General features: G+C 73.5%; 22 protein-coding genes. 12 read left to right on the top strand and 10 right to left on the bottom strand.

The genetic code is table 11. The features are described from left to right. Positions 1-3 precede the first annotated feature (3 nt). Together ACH4UK_RS30310 and ACH4UK_RS30315 are read right to left on the bottom strand one after the other, a co-directional pair. Complete coding sequence (locus tag ACH4UK_RS30310; protein ID WP_398361391.1) at positions 4-876, bottom strand: undecaprenyl-diphosphate phosphatase; 873 nt, start codon at positions 874-876, stop codon at positions 4-6. A 201-nt stretch (positions 877-1,077) separates the two neighbouring features. Then, complete coding sequence (locus tag ACH4UK_RS30315; protein WP_398361393.1) at positions 1,078-1,800, bottom strand: TVP38/TMEM64 family protein; 723 nt, start codon at positions 1,798-1,800, stop codon at positions 1,078-1,080. A 49-nt stretch (positions 1,801-1,849) separates the two neighbouring features. Here ACH4UK_RS30315 and ACH4UK_RS30320 point away from each other — a divergent pair, with 49 nt between their 5' ends. The 4 genes from ACH4UK_RS30320 (at position 1,850) to ACH4UK_RS30335 (ending at position 4,976) form a co-directional block, all read left to right on the top strand. Further along, complete coding sequence (locus ACH4UK_RS30320; protein WP_398361395.1) at positions 1,850-2,563, top strand: DNA alkylation repair protein; 714 nt, start codon at positions 1,850-1,852, stop codon at positions 2,561-2,563. A 53-nt stretch (positions 2,564-2,616) separates the two neighbouring features. Next, on the top strand, positions 2,617-2,775 hold the full coding sequence (locus tag ACH4UK_RS30325; RefSeq protein WP_398361396.1) for a hypothetical protein: 159 nt from the start codon (positions 2,617-2,619) through the stop codon (positions 2,773-2,775). Positions 2,776-2,870: 95 nt separating this feature from the next. Next, the gene (gene tuf / locus ACH4UK_RS30330; RefSeq protein ID WP_398361398.1) at positions 2,871-4,046 is read left to right on the top strand and encodes an elongation factor Tu; all 1,176 of its coding nucleotides are present in this window, start codon (positions 2,871-2,873) and stop codon (positions 4,044-4,046) included. A gap of 84 nt (positions 4,047-4,130) precedes the next feature. Further along, positions 4,131-4,976, top strand: coding sequence for a spermidine synthase (locus ACH4UK_RS30335; protein ID WP_398361400.1), 846 nt, complete (start codon positions 4,131-4,133; stop codon positions 4,974-4,976). 49 nt (positions 4,977-5,025) lie between these two features. Here the strand turns inward: ACH4UK_RS30335 and ACH4UK_RS30340 are convergent, their stop codons facing one another. Next, positions 5,026-6,111 carry a hypothetical protein gene (locus tag ACH4UK_RS30340; RefSeq protein ID WP_398361402.1) on the bottom strand — a complete coding sequence of 362 codons (1,086 nt, stop codon included), beginning with the start codon at positions 6,109-6,111 and terminating at the stop codon, positions 5,026-5,028. Between the two features lie 121 nt (positions 6,112-6,232). Between ACH4UK_RS30340 and ACH4UK_RS30345 the strand changes: the two genes are divergently transcribed. Next, positions 6,233-6,670, top strand: coding sequence for a DUF4442 domain-containing protein (locus ACH4UK_RS30345; protein WP_398361859.1), 438 nt, complete (start codon positions 6,233-6,235; stop codon positions 6,668-6,670). Between the two features lie 92 nt (positions 6,671-6,762). On the opposite strand, the gene ACH4UK_RS30350 is transcribed toward ACH4UK_RS30345, so the two are convergent. Then, a complete protein-coding gene (locus ACH4UK_RS30350) occupies positions 6,763-7,293 on the bottom strand; it encodes a gamma carbonic anhydrase family protein (protein WP_398361404.1) in 531 nt (176 codons plus the stop codon). A gap of 160 nt (positions 7,294-7,453) precedes the next feature. Between ACH4UK_RS30350 and ACH4UK_RS30355 the strand changes: the two genes are divergently transcribed. From ACH4UK_RS30355 to ACH4UK_RS30365, 3 genes are all read left to right on the top strand, one after another. Beyond that, entirely contained in the window at positions 7,454-8,203 is a 750-nt protein-coding gene (locus tag ACH4UK_RS30355; RefSeq protein ID WP_398361405.1) for an acyltransferase, read from the top strand. A gap of 132 nt (positions 8,204-8,335) precedes the next feature. Beyond that, positions 8,336-8,908, top strand: coding sequence for a helix-turn-helix domain-containing protein (locus tag ACH4UK_RS30360; protein ID WP_398361407.1), 573 nt, complete (start codon positions 8,336-8,338; stop codon positions 8,906-8,908). Between the two features lie 44 nt (positions 8,909-8,952). Next, complete coding sequence (locus tag ACH4UK_RS30365; RefSeq protein WP_398361409.1) at positions 8,953-9,507, top strand: YbaK/EbsC family protein; 555 nt, start codon at positions 8,953-8,955, stop codon at positions 9,505-9,507. 18 nt (positions 9,508-9,525) lie between these two features. Here ACH4UK_RS30365 and ACH4UK_RS30370 read toward each other — a convergent pair whose 3' ends face one another. Next, entirely contained in the window at positions 9,526-10,323 is a 798-nt protein-coding gene (locus ACH4UK_RS30370; RefSeq protein WP_398361861.1) for an aminoglycoside N(3)-acetyltransferase, read from the bottom strand. Between the two features lie 55 nt (positions 10,324-10,378). After that, positions 10,379-10,810, bottom strand: a complete 432-nt coding sequence (locus ACH4UK_RS30375; protein ID WP_398361410.1) for a CoA-binding protein — start codon at positions 10,808-10,810, stop codon at positions 10,379-10,381. Between the two features lie 75 nt (positions 10,811-10,885). Between ACH4UK_RS30375 and ACH4UK_RS30380 the strand changes: the two genes are divergently transcribed. The 3 genes from ACH4UK_RS30380 (at position 10,886) to ACH4UK_RS30390 (ending at position 15,949) form a co-directional block, all read left to right on the top strand. Next, complete coding sequence (locus ACH4UK_RS30380; RefSeq protein WP_398361412.1) at positions 10,886-11,512, top strand: YigZ family protein; 627 nt, start codon at positions 10,886-10,888, stop codon at positions 11,510-11,512. Positions 11,513-11,687: 175 nt separating this feature from the next. Beyond that, on the top strand, positions 11,688-12,857 hold the full coding sequence (locus tag ACH4UK_RS30385; RefSeq protein WP_398361414.1) for an exonuclease SbcCD subunit D: 1,170 nt from the start codon (positions 11,688-11,690) through the stop codon (positions 12,855-12,857). Next, positions 12,854-15,949 (top strand): AAA family ATPase, encoded by a 3,096-nt coding sequence (locus tag ACH4UK_RS30390; protein ID WP_398361415.1) that lies wholly within the window; start codon positions 12,854-12,856, stop codon positions 15,947-15,949. The genes ACH4UK_RS30385 and ACH4UK_RS30390 overlap by 4 nt, the downstream gene beginning before the upstream one ends. 50 nt (positions 15,950-15,999) lie before the next feature. On the opposite strand, the gene ACH4UK_RS30395 is transcribed toward ACH4UK_RS30390, so the two are convergent. The 3 genes from ACH4UK_RS30395 to ACH4UK_RS30405 all read right to left on the bottom strand — a co-directional run bounded on the left by ACH4UK_RS30395 (position 16,000) and on the right by ACH4UK_RS30405 (position 19,234). Next, a complete protein-coding gene (locus tag ACH4UK_RS30395) occupies positions 16,000-16,881 on the bottom strand; it encodes an ATP-grasp domain-containing protein (RefSeq protein WP_398361417.1) in 882 nt (293 codons plus the stop codon). Between the two features lie 80 nt (positions 16,882-16,961). Then, a complete protein-coding gene (locus ACH4UK_RS30400) occupies positions 16,962-18,650 on the bottom strand; it encodes a DUF885 domain-containing protein (protein WP_398361419.1) in 1,689 nt (562 codons plus the stop codon). A gap of 101 nt (positions 18,651-18,751) precedes the next feature. Further along, complete coding sequence (locus tag ACH4UK_RS30405) at positions 18,752-19,234, bottom strand: Lrp/AsnC family transcriptional regulator (RefSeq protein WP_398361420.1); 483 nt, start codon at positions 19,232-19,234, stop codon at positions 18,752-18,754. Positions 19,235-19,294: 60 nt separating this feature from the next. Here ACH4UK_RS30405 and ACH4UK_RS30410 point away from each other — a divergent pair, with 60 nt between their 5' ends. After that, positions 19,295-20,509 carry a trans-sulfuration enzyme family protein gene (locus ACH4UK_RS30410; RefSeq protein WP_398361422.1) on the top strand — a complete coding sequence of 405 codons (1,215 nt, stop codon included), beginning with the start codon at positions 19,295-19,297 and terminating at the stop codon, positions 20,507-20,509. Here ACH4UK_RS30410 and ACH4UK_RS30415 read toward each other — a convergent pair. Next, positions 20,442-21,818, bottom strand: a complete 1,377-nt coding sequence (locus ACH4UK_RS30415) for a GNAT family N-acetyltransferase (protein ID WP_398361863.1) — start codon at positions 21,816-21,818, stop codon at positions 20,442-20,444. The two genes, ACH4UK_RS30410 and ACH4UK_RS30415, sit on opposite strands and share 68 nt — an antisense overlap. Positions 21,819-21,880 lie beyond the last annotated feature (62 nt).

Consider the following 21,880-nt stretch of genomic DNA (forward strand, 5'->3'; position numbering starts at 1 on the left):
GGATCAGCCCGCCGACTCACCCGCGTGCGGGCTGAGGACCCCGGCCCAGATCAGAATGAAGAGGACGATGCCGAGCAGGACGCGGTAGATGACGAAGGGCATGAAGCTCTTGGTGGTGATGAATTTCATGAACCACGCGATGACGGCGTATCCGACGAAGAACGCCACCAGGGTCGCGAAGATCGTCGGACCCCAGGAGATATGCCCCTCGCCCACGTCCTTGAGCTCGTAGGCGCCCGAGGCGAGCACGGCGGGGATCGCCAGCAGGAAGGAGTAGCGGGCGGCCGACTCGCGGGTGTAGCCCATCAGCAGACCACCGCTGATCGTCGCGCCCGAACGGGAGACCCCGGGGACCAGCGCCATCGCCTGGCAGAACCCGAAGATCAGACCGTCCCTGATCCCCAGCTCCTTGAGCGTCTTGCGCTCCTTCACCACACGGTGCCTGCCGCCCGTCTCGTCGCGCGCGGCCAGCCGGTCGGCGATGCCCAGCACGATGCCCATGGCGATCAGCGTCGTCGCGATCAGCCGCAGATCGCGGAACGGGCCCTCGATGTGGTCCTTGAGCGTGATGCCCAGCACGCCGATGGGGATCGAGCCGACGATGACCAGCCAGCCCATCTGGGCGTCGTGGTCACCGCGCATCGAACGGTCCGTCAGCGAGCGGAACCAGGCCGACAGGATCCGTGCGATGTCCTTGCGGAAGTAGATGAGCACCGCCGCCTCCGTCCCGATCTGGGAGATCGCGGTGAACGCCGCCCCCGGGTCGTGCCAGCCGGCGAACGCGGCCGTCAGCCGCAGGTGCGCGCTGGAGGAGATCGGCAGGAACTCGGTCAGTCCCTGAACGAGTCCCAGGACGAATGATTCGAACCAGCTCATGGGGCTTCGGCCATCCCGGAGGTGATCGTGCATCGGCCGCGAACAGCGGGCCGGTGGGCCCGTCGGCGGCATGCGGCGTGCGGAGTACGGTCAAGGACATCAGGAAGAAGGGGCCATGGGCCCCGGAGATCCTTTGTCGGTCGCGGGCAGCGTATCGCCTGAAAGTGAACGCCCGGCCGACCGCCCCCCGAGCCCGCCGGGTCAGTCCTGCGGAGCTTCGCGGCCCAGCCGGTGGCGCTTGCGCCAGGCGACCAGCGCCCCGCCGAGACCGGAGATCACGATGAAGCCCATCGCTGCCAGGAACACCGGAGAGGTCGGCGACGCGGCCTCGCTGCCCGCGATCACGTACGCCGCCGTGTTCGGGATCGACCCGAGTCCGGTGGCGAGGAGGAACGGCGGACACCCCATCCGCGAGGTCGCCGCACAGTAGTTGGCGGCGGCGAACGGGATCCCGGGAAAGAGCCGCAGCGCCAGGACGGACCGGAAGCCGTGCCGGCTCAGCACCCCGTCCGCCGCGGTCAGGAGCCTCCCGCGCAGCAGGGTCCGCAGCGCGTCCTGGCCCAGTACACGGCCCAGCATGAACGACACGCCCGCGCCCAGCACCGTGCCCGCCAGCGCCGCCGCCAGACCCGTCTGCGCGCCGAACAGCGCGCCCGCGGCGATGTTGAGCAGCGGTCGCGGCACGAACGCCACCGTCAGCGCCCCGTACGCCAGGCCGAAGAGCATCGCGGCCGCGCTGCCGGTCAGCTGGGGCGGCCAGCCCGACGCCAGCAGCCGCTGTGGTTCGAACAACAGCATCGTCGACGCGGCCCCGAGCAGGACCACCACGAGCAGCGAGAACCGGGACCACGGCGACAACAGCGCCCTGGAGAGGCGCAGGGCCGTGCCAGAGGCGGGCCGGGCGGTGGGGACGGGGTCGAACATGCGGGGAGAGTAACCGAAAACGCCATGTGATCGCCGTAATGTGCGTCGCGTGAACCCCGCCGCCGACGCCCCCGTCCCGCCGGACAGCGCCCTCGCCGACACCGTCCTGGAGCGGCTCGTCGCCGGCTACGCCCCGGCCGCCGACCCCGTACGGGCCGAGGCCGCCGCCGCGTACATGAAGCACGTCGCACCCTTCCTCGGCATCCCCACCCCCGAGCGCCGGGCCCTGTCGCGGACCGTGCTGGCGGGCCTCGGACAGCCGGACGAGCGGGACTGCACGGCGATCGCGCTGCGCTGCTGGCGGCTGCCGGAGCGGGAGTACGCGTACTTCGCCGCCGACTACCTGCGCCGGTACGCGGGCCGCTGCACCTCCGGCTTCCTGCCCGTCCTGCACCACCTGGTGACCACCGTCCCCTGGTGGGACACCGTCGACGCGCTCGCCGCGCATGTCGCGGGCCCACTGGTCGCCGCCGACCCGGCGCTCGCCCGGGAGATGGACCGGTGGATCGACGACCCCAGTCCCTGGGCCGCCCGGACCGCCCTGCTGCACCAGCTGCGCTACCGGGAAGCCACCGACGCCGACCGGCTCTTCGGCTACTGCCTGCGCCGCGCGGACCACCCCGACTTCTTCCTCCGCAAGGCGATCGGCTGGGCCCTGCGGGAGTACGCGAAGACCGATCCCGCGGCCGTACGCGACTTCGTCGAGGGCGCCAGGACCCGCCTGTCGCCGCTCTCCGTGCGCGAGGCGCTCAAGAACCTCTGAGGCTCAACGAAAACCATTCGACGTCCAGGTCGCGCCCGGCCATGATCAGAGGCATGTTCCGGTACGCCTTCCTCGCAGCGCAGTCCGCAGTCGCGGACGCGCCGAAGGCTGCCGTGAACGACGCGGTCATCGAGGTCGCCCTCCCCGCAGCAGCAGCCTGCGCGGCAGCGTTCACCGCTGCCGCAGCGCCCATCGGCGGCGCCCGAAGCTGACCCTCCCCCGACAGTCCGGCGGACCCCGTGAGGGGAGGGTCGGCGGGGCCCTGGGGTCTTCTCTTCTCAGCTTCGAGTTCTCAAAGGAACGAGCCATGTCCAAGACGGCTTACGTGCGCACCAAGCCGCACCTCAACATCGGCACCATGGGCCACGTCGACCACGGCAAGACCACCCTCACCGCCGCCATCACCAAGGTCCTCAGCGAGCGCGGCGGCAGCAGCACCTCCTACGTCTCCTTCGACCGGATCGACCGGGCCCCCGAGGAGGCCCAGCGCGGCATCACCATCAACATCTCGCACGTCGAGTACGAGACCGACACCCGCCACTACGCCCATGTCGACATGCCCGGTCACGCCGACTACATCAAGAACATGGTCACCGGAGCGGCGCAGCTCGACGGGGCGATCCTCGTCGTCTCCGCGCTCGACGGGATCATGCCGCAGACCGCCGAGCACGTCCTGCTGGCCCGCCAAGTGGGCGTCGACCACATCGTCGTCGCCCTCAACAAGGCCGACGCGGGCGACCCCGAGCTGACCGACCTGGTCGAGCTGGAGGTCCGCGACCTGCTCTCCGCGCACGGGTACGGCGGCGACACCGTCCCCGTGGTCCGGGTCTCCGGGCTCAAGGCGCTGGAGGGCGACCCGCGCTGGACGGCGGCGATCGAAGGGCTGCTGGACGCCGTCGACACCTACGTGCCGATGCCGGTGCGCTACACCGACGCGCCGTTCCTGCTGTCCGTGGAGAACGTCCTGACCATCACCGGCCGGGGCACCGTCGTCACCGGCGCGGTCGAGCGCGGCACCGTCCGCGTCGGTGACCGGGTCGCGGTGCTGGGCGCGGACATCGAGACGGTCGTCACCGGTCTGGAGACCTTCGGCAAGCCGATGGAATCCGCCGAGGCGGGGGACAACGTGGCGCTGCTGCTGCGCGGGGTGGAGCGCGACCGGGTCCGCCGCGGCCATGTCGTGGCCGCGCCCGGCAGCGTGGTGCCCAGCCGCCGGTTCACCGCCCAGGTGTACGTCCTGTCGACGAAGGAGGGCGGCCGGTCGACCCCGGTCGCCACCGGCTACCGGCCTCAGTTCTACATCCGTACGGCGGACGTCGTCGGCGATGTCGACCTCGGCGACGCGGCGGTCGCGCGCCCCGGCGACACGGTCACGATGACCGTGGAGCTGGGCCGTGACGTCCCGCTGGAGTCCGGCCTCGGCTTCGCGATCCGCGAGGGCGGCCGCACCGTCGGCGCGGGCACGGTCACCGGCCTGCTCTGACGATGCACCTGCCCGCCACCTCTGGGATCAGAGGTGGCGGGCAGCGGTGCGCGAGGGGCCCGGCGGACCCGCGACAATGGAGAGGTGAACGAGCCGATACCCGTCATCCGCGAGGTCGACTGCGGCACCGCCCGGCTGCTGCCCGACGTGGACCGCGACCGGGCCTGGCTGCTCACGGTCGACGGCGCGCCCCAGTCCTACGTCGACCTCGACGACCCATCCTACCTGGAGTTCGAGTACGTGACGCGGCTCGCTCACGTCGTGGACGGCGCGGCGGAGCCGGGCGCGCCCCTGGACGTCCTGCACCTCGGCGGCGGGGCGCTGACCCTGCCCCGCTACGTGGCCGTGACCCGCCCCGGCTCGCGGCAGGACGTCGTCGACGCGGACCGGGCTCTGCTGCGGCTGGTCCAGGAGCATCTGCCGCTGCCCGAAGGGAGCGGCATCACCCCGCACGCGGCCGACGCCCGGGAGTGGCTGGAGGCGACGCCCCCCGCGTCCGCCGACCTCCTGATCGCGGACGTCTTCGGCGGCTCCCGGATTCCGGCGCACCTCACCTCCGTGGAGTACGCGCGGGCCACCGGCCGGGCGCTGCGCGAGGACGGGATCTACGCGGCCAACCTGGCCGACAGCGCACCGTTCGCCTTCCTCCGCTCGCAGCTGGCGAACTTCGCCGCGGTCTTCCCGGAACTCGCGCTGATCGGCGAACCGGCGGTGCTGCGCGGGCGGCGCTTCGGCAACGTCGTCCTCCTCGCCTCCCACGCGCCGCTCGACGTGGCCCCGCTCGTCCGGCGCTGCGCCGCCGACGCGTTTCCGGCCCGGGTCACCCATGGCGATGCGCTGGCCCGGTTCCTCGGTGGGGCCCGCCCGGTGGCGGACGGGGACGCGGTCGCCTCGCCCGAACCGCCCGACGGGGCCTTCAGCGTCGGCTGAGGCTCCCGGCGACCGGGGCGGGGCGGGACGGGGCGATCAGGAGCGGGTGTCAGCCGGTGGGCTCACCCGCGAGGCGGACCGTGCTCAGAATCTGCTGGATCGTCGTGTCCGGGAGCTCGTCCTTGACGCCGGCGTTGGCGTGGAGGATCCAGGTCGAGTAATCGCCCTTGGAGTTCTTGAAGGAGAAGGCGATGGACTTGCCGTCGGTGTCGCACTTCTCCTTCTTGGCCAGGCCCAGGGCGGTGGCCTGCACAACGCTGCCGGAGAGACCCGACTTGGTGGTGTAGGGCTTGGCCTTGCCGATCTTGACCTTGGACTTCGGGTCCAGCTGGGCGTAAGGGGCCCACACCCAGTTGGCGGCCTCGTTCGTCGCGGCCTCGTCGGTGCTCTTGGCGCCCTGGGCGCCCTTCGTCCCGACGCCGGCCAGTCCGGTGTCCTCCTCGCTGCCGTCGCCGTCGGAGTCGTCGACGCACCATTTGCTCTTGTAGTAGGCGGGCGCGGAGAAGCCGGCGGCCGGCGGGCCGTCGGGCTTCTTGGCGTCCTCGAAGCCGGAGAAGACTCCCGAGCCCGCGACCTCCCAGTCACCGGGAACGTCGAACTGCGTGCCCCACTTGGGGTTGGTGACGACCTTCCAGCCCGGAATGACCGGCTTGGGGTCGCCCTCGGAACCCCGCGGGTTCTCCACCGGCGCGGTGCCGGTGGCCGATTCGCTGGGCTTGGCGCTCGGCGACGCGGACTTCTTGTCGTCGGCGACGGTCTTGCCGCCGTCGTCGTCCTTGCCCAGAACGACGACGCCCGTGACGGCCGCGGCCACGACGACCGCGGTCGCCGCGACGATCGCCACGATCGTCGTCTTCTTCTTGTCGTCGCCGGGCTTCGGGCTGCCGGGCGGACCCGGAACCGCGTGCTGCGGCACTGTCGGCTGTTGGTAGGGATTGGGCTGTTGGTACCCCGGCTGCCCACCGGGCGGGCCCTGCGGATAGCCGTAACCCGGCTCCGTGGGCTGCCCCGGTTGGCCCTGCGGCGGATATCCCGGTTGCTGATAGGGATTCGGCTGCTGGTACCCCGGCTGCTGGTACGGGTTCTGGTCCTGCGGGTTCTGCTCGCCCCCGGGCGGCTGCTGTCCTGGCCACATGGCCAGTAACCATAGATGGGTCACGCGCCCACTGCTACGGCCGCCCTGTCCCAGAGCCGTCACAAGGGATGGCCAAACGTGGCTACTCATGAGTAACCTTCGGTCCATGAGCGCTGAACAGATGACCGTGGGCGAGATGCTCGTCGCGACGGTCCCGATGGCCCGGACCCTCAACCTCGAATTCGTGGAGACCACCCCGGAGCGCGCCGTCGTCCGGCTGCCCGACCAGGCGGAATACCACAACCACGTCGGCGGACCCCACGCCGGAGCGATGTTCACGCTCGCCGAGTCCGCCAGCGGCGCGATCGTCATCGCCGCCTTCGGCGACCAGATGTCGCGTGCCGTGCCGCTCGCCGTGAAGGCCGAGATCGGCTACAAGAAGCTCGCCATGGGCGAGGTCACGGCGACCGCGACCCTCGGCCGCCCCATCGCCGACGTCGTCGCCGAGCTGGACGCCGGTCAGCGGCCGGAATTCCCCGTCGCCATCGAGATCCGGCGCGCCGACGGCGCGGTCACCGGCGAGATGACCGTCGTGTGGACCCTGCGCCCCAACGGCTGACGACGGCCGTACGGGAACGAGAACCGGGCCGCCGCCCCTCCCCGGAACGGGAGGGGCGGCGGCCCGGCGCGGTATCCGGTGGGATGCGGCCGTCAGGCCCCGTGCGCCTCGCGGTGGGCCTTCGCCAGCTCCACGTACCCGGCCGCGTTGAAGCGGATGCCCGCCAGCTCCTCGGCGGTCAGCGGCCGCTTCACCTTCGCCGGCACCCCCGCGACGAGCGAGCCCGGCGGCACCCGCATCCCCTGCGGGACCAGAGCCTGCGCCGCGATCAGCGAACCCGCGCCGATGTGCGCGCCGTTGAGCACCGTGGCGCCCATGCCGACCAGCACGTCGTCCTCGATCACACAGCCGTGCAGCACCGCGTTGTGGCCGACCGAGACCCGCGCGCCCACGGTGAGCGGGAACCCGGGGTCGGTATGCACGCTGCAGTTGTCCTGGATGTTGCTGTCGGGGCCCAGCGTGATGGGACCGCAGTCGGCGCGCAGCACGGCCTGGTACCAGACGCTGGAGCCCGGGGCGAGCGTCACCTCGCCGATCACCACGGACGTCGGGGCCACGAACGCGTCCACGTCGATGTCCGGCTCCTTGCCGCCCATGCCCGTGATCAACGCCTGCTCCGCCATCGCCTGCTCCTTCGCGCCGGTGTGGTGCTCCTGGGCCCTCCCCGCTGGATCAGGCCGATCCACACGGTAGGCGACGGCTCCCGGCACACGCCGCGCAGTGGGGCGAACATCACAGGTCACCGCGCGGATCGCCGATCGCGCCGCCGACTACCGTGAGCGCGTGCCGAAGAACCGAAACGCGTTCTCCTCCCTCGCCCGCTGGCCGCGCCGCGCCGCCTCCCGCGCGGTCCACCGCGGCTGGGCCTGGGCGCAGCGGGCGGGCGCGGTCACCGCCGAGCACCCCGGGCGGCTGCGGTTCCGCGCGATCGGTACGGGGACCCGGCTCGCCTTCCCGCAGGGGACCGTGTTCGGGGAGCCCTGGATCGAGCTCGGCGCGCACTGCGTCATCGGCGAGCAGGTCACGCTCACCGCCGGGATGATGCCGGACCTGGACCTGGGGCCCGACACCGTCCTCACCCTCGGCGACGGGGTGGTGCTGGGGCGCGGCAGCCATGTGATCGCGGACACGACCGTGTCGATCGGCCCGGACACGTACTGCGGTCCGTACGTCTACATCACCTCCACCAACCACAGCTACGACGACCCGCACGAGCCCGTGGGCAAGCAGTGGCCCCGGATGGAACCGGTGGCGATCGGCCCCGGCTGCTGGATCGGCACCGGCGCGGTGATCCTGCCCGGCGCCCGGCTCGGCCGGAACGTCGTGGTCGCCGCGGGCGCGGTCGTCCGGGGCGAGGTCCCCGACCACGCGGTGGTCGCCGGGGCCCCCGCCCGCGTCGTCCGCACCTGGGACCGGGAGCAGGGCTGGCAGCCGCCCCTGCGCACACCCGCGCCCGTGCCGATCCCCGAGGGAGTCACGCCCGAGCAGCTGCTGGCCCTCGCCGACCTGGACGAGGCGCGGGAGACGCCGTAACGCGGGCGGCGGTGGCGGTACGGCCCGCCGCACGGGGGAGTGCACCGCAGGGCAGTGCAATATTCTTGACCCCGGCATCCGCCGTACGCGACTCAGCCACCCGCACTCCGCCATCCACCGCAGGGACGGTACGTGTCCGACCTCGACCAGCTCACCCAGTCGCTGGCCCGCAATCTCAAGCGCTGGCGCGGGGAGCGCGGCTTCACTCTCGACGCCCTCGCGGCCCGCGCGGGCGTCAGCCGCGGGATGATCATCCAGATCGAGCAGGCGCGCACGAACCCGAGCGTCGGCATCACGGTCAAACTGGCCGACGCGCTCGGGGTCAGCATCACCACCCTCCTCGACCACGAGCAGGGCACCCAGGTCCGGCTGGTCCCGGAGAGCCAGGCCGTCCGCATGTGGTCCACCGAAGCGGGCAGCTCCACCACCCTGCTCGTCGGCGCCGAGGCACGGGGACCGCTCGAGCTGTGGACCTGGCGGCTGATGCCCGGGGAGGGCAGCTCCTCCGACCCGCACCCCGAGGGCACCGTCGAACTCCTGCATGTGACCGAGGGCGAACTGACCCTCCTCGTCGACGGCCGCACCCATCCCGTCCCCGCCGGGACCTCCGCCGCCTTCGCGGCGCACCTGCCGCACGGCTACCGCAACGAGGGCGGCGAACCGGCCGTGTTCACCATGGCCGTCGCCATCCCGCCCGTCCGCTGAGACGCCCGGACACCCCCGCACCCGCCGCTGTTAGCGTGAGCGCCATGCGCGCACCCATCGGTACCTTCGAGGACGCCGCTCCCGCCGCGGAACGGCTGGACCTGCTCCCCGCCCCCGTCGTCGCGGCCCTGACCGCCGGCTGGGGCGGGTTCACCGCCGAGCAGGTCATCCACGTCGACAGCGACCCGGCCGTCGCGGACACGGCGGTCTTCGCCGAACACCACGGCGTGGAACTGCTCGACACCTCGGCCAACTGCGTCGTGGTGGCCGGCAAGCGCGGCCAGGACGTCACCCTCGCCGCCTGCGTGGTGCTCTCCCGCACCCGGGTCGACGTCAACGGCGCGGTCCGCAAGCACCTCGGAGCCCGTAAGGCCTCCTTCGCGTCGATGGACACGGCGGTCGGCGAGAGCGGCATGGAGTACGGCGGCATCACCCCGGTCGGCCTGCCCGCCGCCTGGCCCCTCCTGCTGGACCCCGCCGTGGTGGACGAGGAGTGGGTCCTGATCGGCAGCGGCAGCCGGCGCGGGAAGCTCATCGTCCCCGGCAAGGCGCTCGCCGCTCTCCCGGGAGCCGTCCTCGTCGAGGGGCTCGGCGTCTGAGCCCCCCGGTCGGCCGGGTCAGCGCTCCGCCGGCCGGTGCTCCGTGAGCCAGCCGGTGGCGAAGTCGACGGCGGCCCGCATCCGCACCAGCCGGCAGTCGGCCGCCCCCAGGCTCCCGCGGCGTACGTCACCCTCGGCGGCCGCCGACTCGAACGCCGCGCCCAGGGCGGCGAAGTCCCCGTCGTCCAGGGCGACGTCCTCGTACTCCCACCACCGGCGCACCCCCCGCGCCGCCACCACACAGCGGTAGCTCCGGCGCGGCGGACCGGGCATCCGGTACTCGCCCAGGTGGAACGCCGTACAGGTGGCCCAGTCCGTGCCGAGCAGCAGGATCCGGGCATCCGCCTCGTAGAGCCGGGCGAGCGGCGAATCCTCGCCGAGATGGCAGTCGGCCCGGTGCCCGGCGAGCAGCCGAGCCGCCCCTGGTCCCAGCGCCGCGAACGAGGTCTGCGGATGCGCGCTGCGCCCGGCCCCCGCCGCCGTGCGCACGGACTCGGCCAGCGCTCCCATCGACGGCGCGGGGGTCAGGGCCGGGTCGTACGGCTCCATCGAGGCGCGCACGGCGTCGACCGCCCCGGCGTCCAGATCCCGCACCCGCTCGCGGAAGTGCGGGGAGGTGTCGGAGTTCTCCGGGGTGAACGAGGGAACCACCACCGTCCCCGCCGGGCCCACCGCCCGGCGCAGCGCGCCCAGCACACCGCGCGCACCGTCCGCCACCGGTCCCACCGACCGCAGCGAGGCGTGTACCAGCAGCACCTCGCCGGGCCGTACGCCCAGTGCGGTCAGCGCGGCACTCGTCCGGTCCTCGTCGATCACATCGTCCACGGCGGGGATCCTTCCCGCCCCGGGGCGTCCCCCACACCCGGGCCGTTCAGCCGCGCCGGGCCAGCAGCGGGATCTCGATCGCGGGGCACCGGTCCATGACCATGTCCAACCCTGCGGCCCGGGTCCGATCGAGGGCGGCCGGGTCCACCACGCCGAGCTGGAACCACACCGCCTTCGCGCCCACCGCCACCGCCTCGTCCGCGACCCCGCCCGCCAGCCCGCTGTTGACGAACACGTCCACCACATCGACCGGGAAGGGGATGTCCGCCAGCGAGGCGTACCCCTGCTCCCCGTGCACCGTCTCCGCCTTCGGGTGCACCGGCACCACGCGCTTGCCGAACCGCTGAAGGACCTCCGCCACGCCGAAGGCCGCCCGGGAGCGGTTGGCCGACAGGCCCACCACCGCCCAGGTGTCGCCCGTGTCCCGAAGAATCCGCCTGATCGTCTCCGCGTCCGCGTACCCGCCGTCTGTGCTCATGCCGGGACAACCGCCGAGCCCCGCCCGCCCATTCCCGCCGGGATCCGCCCGCGCGGCGGCGCATAGGGTGGACGGATGCAGGAGCAGTACCGGACCGTCGCCCGCGCGGGTGTGCACGAGAGCGAGATCAACCGATCCCGCTTCCTGTGCTCCCTCGCCCCCGCCGCCACCGAACAGGAGGCGCAGGACTTCGTCGCCCGCGTCCGCAAGGAACATCCGACCGCCTCCCACAACTGCTTCGCGTACGTGATCGGCGCCGACGCCTCCGTGCAGAAGGCGAGCGACGACGGCGAACCCGGCGGCACCGCGGGTGTCCCGATGCTCCAGATGCTCATGCGACGGGAGATGCGGTACGTGGTGGCGGTCGTCACCCGCTACTACGGCGGGGTCAAACTCGGCGCGGGCGGGCTGATCCGGGCGTACGGGGGAGTGGTCGGCGAGGCCCTCGACACGCTCGGCACCCTCACCCGGCAGCGCTTCCGGCTGGCGACGGTCCACGTCGACCACCAGCGGGCGGGAAAGCTGGAGAACGACCTGCGGGCCACCGGGCGGGACGTCCGCGAGGTGCGGTACGCCGAGGGCGTCACCCTCGGCATCGGGCTGCCGGACGCCGACGTCGAGGCGTTCACCGCCTGGCTGGCCGACGCGACCGCGGGGACCGCCACACTGGAGCTGGGCGGCGAGGCGTACGGCGACGTGTGACCGGGCGCGCCCGCCCGAGGACCACTCCCGGAGCGGGAAAATCATGATCGATGCGGGTTCGGCGGCCCGGCGGCGTTAGCGTGGTCGGTGCCGACGCGCGATCACGGACCGCCGGTGCGCGGCTCACGGGGTGGAGGACGACGACGATGCAGGCCGGAACCGGCGGAGTGATGGCGTGAGGATCCTGCACACCTCGGACTGGCACCTGGGCCGGTCCCTCCACCGCGTCTCCCTGCTGGAGGCCCAGGCCGCCTACCTCGACCATCTGGTGGCGACCGTCCGGGAGCGCGAGGTGGACGTCGTGCTCGTCGCGGGCGACGTCTACGACCGGGCCGTCCCGCCGCTCACCGCCGTCGAGCTGTTCGACCGCGCGCTGCACCGGCTCGCCGCCGTCGGCGTTCCCACCGTGATGATCTCCGGCAACCACGACTCGGCCCGCCGGCTCGGCGTCGGCGCGGGCCTCTTCGAACGGGCCGGGATCCATCTGCGGACCGACCCCGAGGGCTGCGCCACGCCCGTCGTGCTCGCCGACGCCCACGGCGACGTGGCGTTCTACGGGCTGCCCTACCTGGAGCCGGCCCTGGTCAAGGACACCCTCCGGGCCGCCGGGGCCGGTCACGAGGCGGTCCTCACCGCCGCCATGGACCGGGTCCGGGCCGACCTCGCCACCCGCCCAGCGGGCACCCGCTCCGTGGTCCTCGCGCACGCCTTCGTCGCGGGCGGCGAGCCCAGCGACAGCGAACGCGACATCACCGTCGGCGGGGTCGCCGTCGTCCCGGCCGGAGTCTTCGACGGCGTCGACTACGTGGCCCTCGGCCACCTCCACGGCTCCCAGCGGGTCACGCACCGCGTCCGCTACTCGGGATCGCCGCTTGCCTACTCCTTCTCCGAGGCCGACCACCGCAAGACCATGTGGCTGATCGACCTCGACGGCAGCGGGGACCTCGCAGCCGAGGAACGCGTGAACTGCCCCGTGGAGCGGCCCCTCGTCCGGCTCCGCGGCCGGCTCGACACCCTCCTGGAGGACCCCGCCCTGGAGCGCCACGAGCCCGCCTGGGTCGAGGCCACCCTCACCGACCCGGTCCGTCCCGCCGAACCGATGGCCCGCCTCGCCCGGCGCTTCCCGCACACCCTCAGCCTCGTCTTCGACCCCGAGCGGCCCCCCGACGACCCGGGGGCGTCCTACGCCCAGCGCCTCAAGGGCCGCGACGACCACCAGATCGCCGAGGACTTCGTCTCCCACGTCCGCGGCGGCAGCGGCCCCAGTGACCTCGAACGCACCGTCCTGCGCGCCGCGTTCGACGACGTACGGGTGGACGAGACCGTGCGCGAGGTGTCCCGGTGAGACTGCACCGCCTCCGCATCACCGCCTTCGGCCCGTTCGGCGCGACGCAGGAAGTCGACTTCGACGCCCTCTCCTCCGCCGGCCTCTTCCTGCTCCACGGACCCACCGGCGCGGGGAAGACCTCCGTCCTGGACGCCGTCTGCTTCGCCCTGTACGGAGCTGTCCCCGGCGCCCGGCAGAGCCCCGGGGCCTCGCTGCGCAGCGACCACGCGCCCGCCGACCTGCCCACCGAGGTCCAGCTGGAGCTGACCGTCGGCGGCCGACGCCTCGAAGTCACCCGCAGCCCCGCCCAGCCCCGCCCCAAGAAGCGGGGCGACGGCTTCACCTCGGAGAAGGCCCAGAGCCGGCTGCGCGGCTACGACCCCGAGCGCGGCTGGCAGGCCCTCAGCACGTCGCACCAGGAGATCGGCGAGGAGCTGACCTGGCTGATCGGCATGAGCCGGGACCAGTTCTGCCAGGTGGTGCTGTTGCCGCAGGGCGACTTCGCCCGCTTCCTGCGCGCCGACGCCGAGGCCCGCGGAAAGCTCCTCGGCCGGCTCTTCGACACCCGCCGCTTCGCCGCCGTCGAGGAACGCCTCGCCGAACTGCGCCGGGGCGCCGAGGCCAAGGTCACCTCCGCCGACGAGCGGATCCTCGCCCTGGCCCAGCGCATCGCGCAGGCGGCCGGACCCGTCGGCGCCGAGGCCACGCCGATCGTCGCCCGGCCCGGCGAACCGGGCCTCGCCGAAGCGGTGCTGGAGTGGGCCGCGATCGCCCGATGCGCCGCCCGCGAACGGCTCGACATCGCCCACTGCGTCGTCGCCGAGGCCGAGGGCCGACAGCGCGCGGCGCGCCACGCCCTGGACGCCGAACGCGAACTGGCCCGCCTCCAGCAGCGGTACGAGGAGACCCGGCGGCGCTCCGCGGCGCTGGAGGAGCGGCGCCCGGAACACGACCGCAGCCAGGAGCGGTTGGACCGCGCCCGCAGGGCGGACCGGGTCGCCCCCGCACTGGACCTGCGCGAGGAGGCGGAGCGCGCCCACCGCCGCGCGGGCGAGGCCCTCGACCGGGCCAGGGCGCAGCTGCCGCCCGACCTCGCCGACGCCGGACCCGATCAACTCACCGAGCTGGAGCGCCGGTTCCGGCAGGAGCTGGGCGGCCTGGAGTCGGCCCGCCGGGCCGAGGCCCGCAGCGCCGAGATCGACGAGGAACGGGACCGCCTCGAGCGCGAATCCCGGGCCGACGACGCGACCGCCCGGGACGCGGACGCCTGGCTGACAAGCTGGGACACCGTCCACGCCGGGCTCCGCGAACGCATCGCGACCGCGCAGGAGGCCGCGACCCGCGCCGAACAGCTCGCCGGACTCCTCGCCCCGGCCCGCCGCAGACTGGAGGCGGCCCGCCGCCGCGACGCGCTGGCCGCCGAGGCCCTGACCGCCCGGGGGGTGCTCGCCGAGGCCCGCGAACGCGCCCTCGACGCCCACGAGACGTGGCTCGGGCTGCGGGAGCGGCGGCTGCGGGACATCGCGGCGGAGCTGGCCGCCGGACTCGTCGACGGCGCGCCCTGCACCGTCTGCGGCTCCGCCGAGCACCCGGCCCCCGCCACCGAGGGCGACGGCCACGTCGACCGGGCCACCGAGGAGACGGCCCTCACCGCCCACCGCCGCGCCGAGGAGGCCCGTACCCGCGCGGAGCAGGCCCTCGGACTCGTCCGCGAACGTCACGTCGCCGCACAGGCGGAGGCGCGCGACGCGGATCCCGCGGCAGCTGACCCGGTGACGCCCGGCGACCGGCTCGCCGGGACGGGGGCCGGGACGGAGACGGAGGCCGATACGGAGTCCGAGGCGGATCTCGGTCCGTCCGTCGGTGAACTCCGCGACGCCGTCGAGCGGTTGACCGTCGAGCACGCCGATGCGCACCGCCTCGCCGCCGGGACGCACGCCGCCCGCGAGGCCCTCGATGCCGCCGAGCGCGAACACCTCGGGCGTCTCGAACTCCGGCAGGAGACCGAGCGCCGGGCCGCCGCCCGCACCTCCCGGCGTGAGGCGCTCGACCGCGAGCAGGCCGTGCTGCGGAGCGAACTCGCCGTGGCCCGGGGCGAGTCCGGGACCGTCGCCGCGTACGCGGAACGCCTCACCCGCCGGGTGGCGCTGCTCGCGGAGGCCGCCGAGGCCGTACGCGTGGAACAGGACGCGGACCGGCGGCGCAAGGAGGCCGACGGCCGGCTCTCCGACGCGGCGTTCCGGGCCGGCTTCGACACCCCGGAGGCCGCCGCTGCGACCCTCCTGGACGCCGCGGCCCAACGCGACCTCCAACACCGCGTCGACGGCTGGCAGGCGGAGGCCGCCGCGGTCGCCGACCGCCGCGCCGAGCGCGACGCCCGCGAGGCCGCCGAGCGGCCCCCGGCCCGCCCGGCCGCCGTACAGGGCGAGTTCGAGACCGCGGAACGGCTGCTGCGCGATGCGTCCTCCGCACGCGCCGGGGCCCAGGAGCGCTGCGCCGAGCTGACCCGGCTCTCGCGGCAGGCCGCCGACGAGGTGCGGCGGCTGGGCCCGGTGCGCCAGGAGTACGAGCGGATCGCCCGGCTCGCGGGTCTCGCGGCGGGCACCTCCGCCGACAACGAACGCAAGATGCGCCTGGAGGCGTACGTCCTGGCCGCGCGCCTCGAGCAGGTGGCGGCCGCCGCCACCGCACGGCTGCGGCGGATGTCCTCCGGCCGCTACACCCTGGTCCACTCCGACGCCCGCACCGGCGGACGCCGGGCCGGGCTCGGGCTGCACGTGGTCGACGCCTGGACCGGCAGCGAACGGGACACCGCGACACTGTCCGGCGGCGAGACGTTCTTCGCCTCGCTGGCCCTCGCGCTCGGCCTCGCCGACGTCGTGACCGAGGAGGCCGGAGGGGTGCGCCTGGACACCCTCTTCATCGACGAGGGCTTCGGCAGCCTCGACGACCAGACGCTCGACGAGGTGCTCGACGTGCTGGACTCCCTGCGGGAGCAGGACCGCAGCGTGGGCATCGTCAGCCACGTGGCCGATCTGCGCCGCCGGATCCCGGTCCGGCTCGAAGTGGTGAAGGAGCGGCAGGGCTCGTCGGTCCGCCACCGCCTGTGACAGGCCCCGGCGGGCCCCGGCGGGCCCGGCCGGTGTGATTCGGGCGGTGGTCAGCGTGGCTCGGCGGTGGCCAGGGCGGCGAACAGGGCCCCGGACTCCGACCCGGCCGGGAGCCCGCTGACCTGGCCGTCGCCGACCTCCACCACCCGCCACACCCCGTCCTCGCGCAACGCCACGTCAGTGGTGACCCAGCGCTCTCCCAGGCGGCCCACCGCCCGCCGCAGGGACGGGAGTTCGGGGGCGGGAAAACGGTCCGGGGTGTCGGGATGGGCGGTGACGAGCACCGCCTCCCCGTCCACCCACCACACCCGCGCCTCGCCGCCCGCGACGAACGGCTCGAAGGCCCGCAGCACCAGACCCCCGGCGAGAAAGGCGCCCTGCAACTCCACGAACCGGCCGACCACGGCGGCCAGTTGATCCCGGTCCGCCAGCTCCGGCACGTAACAGGCCTCGTGCCACTCGTGCTTGCGGGACTTCACGAAGTCCTTCACGATGCCGGGCCCCGCACCGAGCGGCGCCATCAGTCCGGCCAGCTCGTCCGCGCTGGGCGGCGGAGCCCCCGGAGCCGTGGCGCACCAGACGCTGCGCGGTGTCAGCCCCTCGAACTCCTCGTACCAGCCGGGGAGTTCATGCGCGCGACGGTAGCCGGCGGCGCCGGTGATCAGGGTGCAGCCCCGCGCCGCGAGCGCCGCCTCCAGCTCCGCGTACCGGCCGGCGGGGATCATCCAGCCCCGGTACCAGTACGGCCCCGAGTCCCGTGCGACCCGGGCCACCGCCCCGGCCGCGTCCCCGGCGAGCAGCGCGTCATGATCGAGCAGCGCGATCCGGCCGCCGGTCGCACGCGCGGCCGCGACCTCCGCGGCGAACTGCGGATCGGGCCGGGAGAGCCGCAACGGGTCGGCGCAGAACAGGAATCCGTTCCGCTCGCTCATGACGGGCCGCCTCACTTCCTCACCTCTTCACTTCTTCGGACGGGGCCCCGGGGCCGTGACCCCCGGGGGCGGATCGCGGATCAGAGCCGGGACAGCTCGTCCACCAGATCGTCCAGCCCCAGCGACCCCTGGGAGAGCGCCGCCATGTGCCAGGCCTTGAGGTCGAAGGCGTCGCCGTGCGCGGCGCGCGCGTTCTCCCGGCCGAGCAGCCAGGCGCGCTCCCCGAGCTTGTAGCCGATGGCCTGGCCCGGCATGGACAGGTAGCGGGTCAGCTCGCTCTCCACGAAGTCGGCGGGACGCCCGCTGTGGTTGCCGAAGAACTCCTGGGCCAGAGCGGGGGTCCAGCGCTCGCCCGGGTGGAAGGGGGAGTCCGCCGGAATCTCCAGCTCCAGGTGCATGCCGATGTCGACGATCACCCGGCAGGCGCGCATCATCTGGGCGTCCAGGTAGCCGAGCCGCCGTTCCGCGTCGGGCAGGAAGCCCAGCTCGTCCATCAGCCGCTCCGCGTACAGCGCCCAGCCCTCGGCGTTCGCACTGACCATGCCGACCGACGCCTGGTAGCGGGAGAGGCTGTCGGCGACGTGCGTCCACTGCGCGATCTGCAGGTGGTGGCCGGGAACGCCCTCGTGATACCAGGTGGAGACGAGGTCGTACACCGGGAAACGGGTCTCGCCCATGGTGGGCAGCCAGGTGCGCCCGGGGCGGGAGAAGTCCTCGGACGGACCGGTGTAGTACGGCGCGGCGGCACCGCCGGGCGGGGCGATGCGGGACTCCACCTTCCGTACCCGCTCGGCGAGGTCGAAGTGCGTGCCGTCCAGCGCCTCGATCGCCTCGTCCATCAGGCCCTGGAGCCAGTCGCGGACCTCGTCCACGCCCTCGATGTGCTTGCCGTGCACATCGAGGTGGGCGAGCGCCTCCCAGGGGCCGGCCCCGGGCAGGATCCTGGCCGCCTCGGTCCTCATCTCGGCGAGCAGCCGGTGGTATTCCGACCAGCCGTACGCGTACGCCTCGTCGAGATCCAGGTCGGTGCCGTTGTACAGCCGCGACCAGCGGGCGTAGCGCTCCCGGCCGACCGGGTCCGGCGCGCCCTCGATCCCCGGGGCGTACACGTCGCGCACCCAGTCGCGCAGCGAGAGTACCGAGGCCGTCGCCAGCCGGGCGGCCTCGTCCAGCTCCGCCCGCAGGGACTCGGGTCCCGGAGCGACGAACTCCGCGAAGAACGCCGGGGTTCCGCTCTCGCCGCCCCACTCGGCGAGCTGCCCGATGAACGTGGCGGTCGCGCGCGGCCCGCCGTACAGCTTGCGCTCCAGGCCGAGGGCGAGCGAGGCGCGATAGCCCTCGTGCGCGGCGGGCACCGCGCGCAGCCGCTCCACGACCGCCGCCCAGTCCTCGTCCGTCGCGGTCGGGGTGAGGGTGAAGACCTCGGTGATGCTGTGGGCGGGGGACTGCAGGTTGGAGACGGTCCGCAAGCCCTCCTCGGCCTCGTGCACGGCGAGTTCCGCCGTCAGGCGCTCGCGCAGCAGCCGTCCGCAGCGCCGCTCGGCGTCGCTGTCGGCACCGGGGCGCCCCTCCGCGGCGTCCAGTTCCCGCAGCGTCGCGCGGATGAGGTCGGCGGCCGCGGCCTGACCGGCCGGTGAGAAGTCGGGCAGCCGGCTCGAGCTTTCGGACACCCCCAGATACGTGCCCGTGATGGGGTCGAGTTCGATGATGGCGTCGACGTAGGCGTCGGCGACCTGACGGGGCAGCGGGCTGCTCGAAGTGTCTGACATGGGGACATCCTCGTACGGCGGCACGCGTCCCGTCATCATCATTGGCCTCCGGGCGTCCGAAAGACGATCACGTCCTGCCCGTCCCGCATGTGCTGCCCGTCCTACGCTCCCGGGGCGGGAGGCAGCAGCGGCCCGCAGTCCCACTGCTGGAAGATCAGCCGGGTGTCCACCCGGGCCACCTCGCGGCGCGAGGTGAACTCGTCCAGGACCAGCCGCTGCAGATCCGCCGCGTCGGCCACCGCGACCTGCACGAGATAGTCGTCGGGGCCGGTGAGATGGAACAGCGCGCGCGACTCCGGCAGCGATCTGATGCGGTCGACGAACGGGCCGATGAGCTCCCGGCGGTGCGGCCGGACCTGCACCAGGAGCAGCGCCTGGAGCCCCCGGCCGAGCTTCGCCGGATCGAGACGCAGCTGATCCCCGAGGATCACCCCGGAACGGCGCAGCCGGGCCACCCGGTCCAGACACGTCGAGGCGGCCACGCCGACCTCGGCCGCGAGCTCGCGGTAGGTGGTCCGCGCATCGTTCTGCAGCAGCCTCAGAATCTGCAGATCCACCGGATCCAGAGCGACGGAATCGGACATACAGCGAACGTAGCACGGGGTTCTGCCCCTACGAACCGGTAACTGTTCAGAGTGGCCGGTATGGACAACGAAGTCTCGATGACGCCCCCTGCCCCCACCCCGTCCAGGGCTCTCGCCACCGAAGCCGTGCACGCCGGACGCGACGATCTCGCCTCCCTCGGCCTGCACGCCCCGCCGATCGACCTGTCCACCACCTACCCCTCCTACGACTCGCGCGACGAGGCGATGCGCATCGACGCCTTCGCCGCCACCGGGGCCCGCCCCGACGGGCCGCCCGTCTACGCCCGGCTGGACAACCCCACCACGGGCCGCTTCGAGACGGCGCTCGCCCGGCTGGAGGGGGCCGAGAGCGCGGTCGCCTTCGCCAGCGGGATGGCGGCGCTCACCGCGGTGCTGCTCGCCCGCGCGAGCAAGGGGCTGCGCCATGTCGTCGCGGTCCGCCCGCTCTACGGCTGTAGCGACCATCTGCTCGGCGCCGGGCTGCTGGGCACCGAGGTGACCTGGACCGACCCGGCGGGCATCGCCGACGCCATCCGCCCGGACACCGGGCTCGTGATGGTCGAGACGCCGGCCAACCCGACGCTGGCGGAGATCGACATCCGGGCCGTCGCCCACGCCTGCGGAACCGTCCCGCTGCTGGTCGACAACACCTTCGCCACCCCCGTCCTGCAGCGCCCCGTCGAACTCGGCGCGCGGATCGTCCTGCACAGCGCCACCAAGTACCTCGGCGGCCACGGGGACGTCATGGGCGGCGTCGTCGCCTGCGACGAGGAGTTCGCCGCCACGCTGCGCCAGGTGCGGTTCGCCACCGGCGGAGTGCTGCACCCGCTGGCCGGCTATCTGCTGCTGCGCGGCCTGTCCACGCTTCCGGTGCGCGTACGGGCGGCGTCGACGAGCGCGGCCGAACTCGTCCGCAGGCTCACCGCCGACCCGCGGATCGCCCGGGTGCACTACCCGCGGATCGGCGGCGCGATGATCTCCTTCGAGGTGTACGGGGACCCGCACCGGGTGATCTCCGGGGTGCGGCTCATCACGCCCGCCGTCAGCCTCGGCAGCGTGGACTCGCTGATCCAGCACCCGGCCTCCATCAGCCACCGCATTGTGGAGGAGGGAGACCGGCGGGCGTCCGGCGTCGGCGACCGGCTGCTGCGGATGTCGGTCGGTCTGGAGGACGTCGAGGACCTGTGGGCGGATCTGTGCCAGGCGCTCAGCGACGGGCCCATTCCGTCGGCGCGGACGGCTGAGCGGCCTGTTCACTCGTCAGCCGGGCGGTGATGACGAGCGTGCCCTCCTCGATCTGGTAGTCCAGGGGCAGCTCCAGCGCGCGCATCGCGGCCACCATGCCGGTGTTGTGGGACTGCGTCACCGCGTACACGCTGTCGCAGCCCGCTTCCACGGCGAGGGCCACCAGACGGCCGAGCAGCTCGGAGCCGATGCCCCGGCGCTGCCAGTCGTCCTCGACGAGGAGGGCGACCTCGGTCTCGTCGCCGTCCCAGAGGAGGTGGCCGAGTGCCACCAGCTTGCCGGAGGCCGTCTGTACGGCCAGGGTGCGGCCGAAGCGGGGGCTCAGCAGGTGGTCGAGATAGTGGTCCGCGTCGCCGACCGGGCCGTGGTAGCGCAGGCCGAGGGTGCGCTGCGAGCAGCGGTCGTGCATGGCGCGGGCGGCGGCGAGATCGCTGCGGTCCGCGCGGCGCACGGTGATCTCGTTGCCCTCGGGCAGGGTGAGGACGTCCTCGCTGCGCGGCACCCGCGGGCCGAGCCGCGCGTCGAGCTCGACCAGGGCGCGGGCCCGTGCGAACTCGGTCGGCGTGAACGGCAGATAGGGACGCTCGACGGCGATCACCCCGCCGGACGGGTCCCGCAGCCGCATCACCGTCTCCTCCAGCACGCCCTCGACCGGGGCGCTCTCCCCGGTCGCGCGGCCGGTGATGGAGACGGCCGGCAGCGAATGGATGGTGCACCGGCCGAGCAACTGGCGCAGCGCGAGGGGCAGTTCGGCGGCGTCGAGCGCCGTCCGGGTGGCCAGCGACAGCACCCGGGTCGGGGTGTCCACCAGATCATGGGCGTCGGCCCGCTCGAGCCACGTGGCGGCGCCGCCCGCGGCCGCGATCTCCCGGGACAGCTCCTGCGCCTGGAGCGGGGCCGGGGCCCGCAGCAGGAACTCGTCGACGGTCCCCCGGGCGAGCGGGTGGGTCTGCAGGGTGAGGATGTCGATCCGCAGCCCGGCGAGGGCCACGCAGAGGGCGGCCAGACTGCCCGGGGCGTCGCGCACCGTCGTCCGCATCCGCCACAGCGCGGTCTCCTCGGCGCCGGCGATCTCGCCCGCCGCCCCCGCCCCGCCCGGCGCGGCGTCCGCCTCCTTCGACGGGGGAGCGTGACTGTGGCGTCGGGCCCACCAGGTGTGGAACGCGGCCGTGGCCACCAGAGCCACCGCCGAGGCCATGAGCAGATAGGGCCCGTCCGGCTGATGCCCGATCAGGTTGGCGATGGCGTCGGCCACGGCCACGGCGGTGAACAGGGCTGCCAGCTCGATCAGGTCCCGCCGCCAGTGGTGCGGACGGCGGGCGGTCTTCGCAGAGGTCACATCAGTCATATCCTCACTGTGAACGAACGGTGTTGCCTGATCACGAACGCCTTGTGACTGAT

The organism is Streptomyces sp. NPDC020884 (genome assembly GCF_044333935.1).
Classification (GTDB): Bacteria; Actinomycetota; Actinomycetes; order Streptomycetales; family Streptomycetaceae; genus Streptomyces.

Coding starts and splice junctions, on each gene's coding strand:
- ACH4UK_RS30310 (WP_398361391.1), bottom strand. CDS start 876: ATGAGCTGGTTCGAATCATTCGTCCTGGGACTCGTTCAGGGACTGACC.
- ACH4UK_RS30315 (WP_398361393.1), bottom strand. CDS start 1,800: ATGTTCGACCCCGTCCCCACCGCCCGGCCCGCCTCTGGCACGGCCCTG.
- ACH4UK_RS30325 (WP_398361396.1), top strand. CDS start 2,617: ATGTTCCGGTACGCCTTCCTCGCAGCGCAGTCCGCAGTCGCGGACGCG.
- tuf (WP_398361398.1), top strand. CDS start 2,871: ATGTCCAAGACGGCTTACGTGCGCACCAAGCCGCACCTCAACATCGGC.
- ACH4UK_RS30340 (WP_398361402.1), bottom strand. CDS start 6,111: ATGTGGCCAGGACAGCAGCCGCCCGGGGGCGAGCAGAACCCGCAGGAC.
- ACH4UK_RS30345 (WP_398361859.1), top strand. CDS start 6,233: ATGACCGTGGGCGAGATGCTCGTCGCGACGGTCCCGATGGCCCGGACC.
- ACH4UK_RS30350 (WP_398361404.1), bottom strand. CDS start 7,293: ATGGCGGAGCAGGCGTTGATCACGGGCATGGGCGGCAAGGAGCCGGAC.
- ACH4UK_RS30365 (WP_398361409.1), top strand. CDS start 8,953: ATGCGCGCACCCATCGGTACCTTCGAGGACGCCGCTCCCGCCGCGGAA.
- ACH4UK_RS30375 (WP_398361410.1), bottom strand. CDS start 10,810: ATGAGCACAGACGGCGGGTACGCGGACGCGGAGACGATCAGGCGGATT.
- ACH4UK_RS30380 (WP_398361412.1), top strand. CDS start 10,886: ATGCAGGAGCAGTACCGGACCGTCGCCCGCGCGGGTGTGCACGAGAGC.
- ACH4UK_RS30395 (WP_398361417.1), bottom strand. CDS start 16,881: ATGAGCGAGCGGAACGGATTCCTGTTCTGCGCCGACCCGTTGCGGCTC.
- ACH4UK_RS30400 (WP_398361419.1), bottom strand. CDS start 18,650: ATGTCAGACACTTCGAGCAGCCCGCTGCCCCGTCAGGTCGCCGACGCC.
- ACH4UK_RS30405 (WP_398361420.1), bottom strand. CDS start 19,234: ATGTCCGATTCCGTCGCTCTGGATCCGGTGGATCTGCAGATTCTGAGG.
- ACH4UK_RS30410 (WP_398361422.1), top strand. CDS start 19,295: ATGGACAACGAAGTCTCGATGACGCCCCCTGCCCCCACCCCGTCCAGG.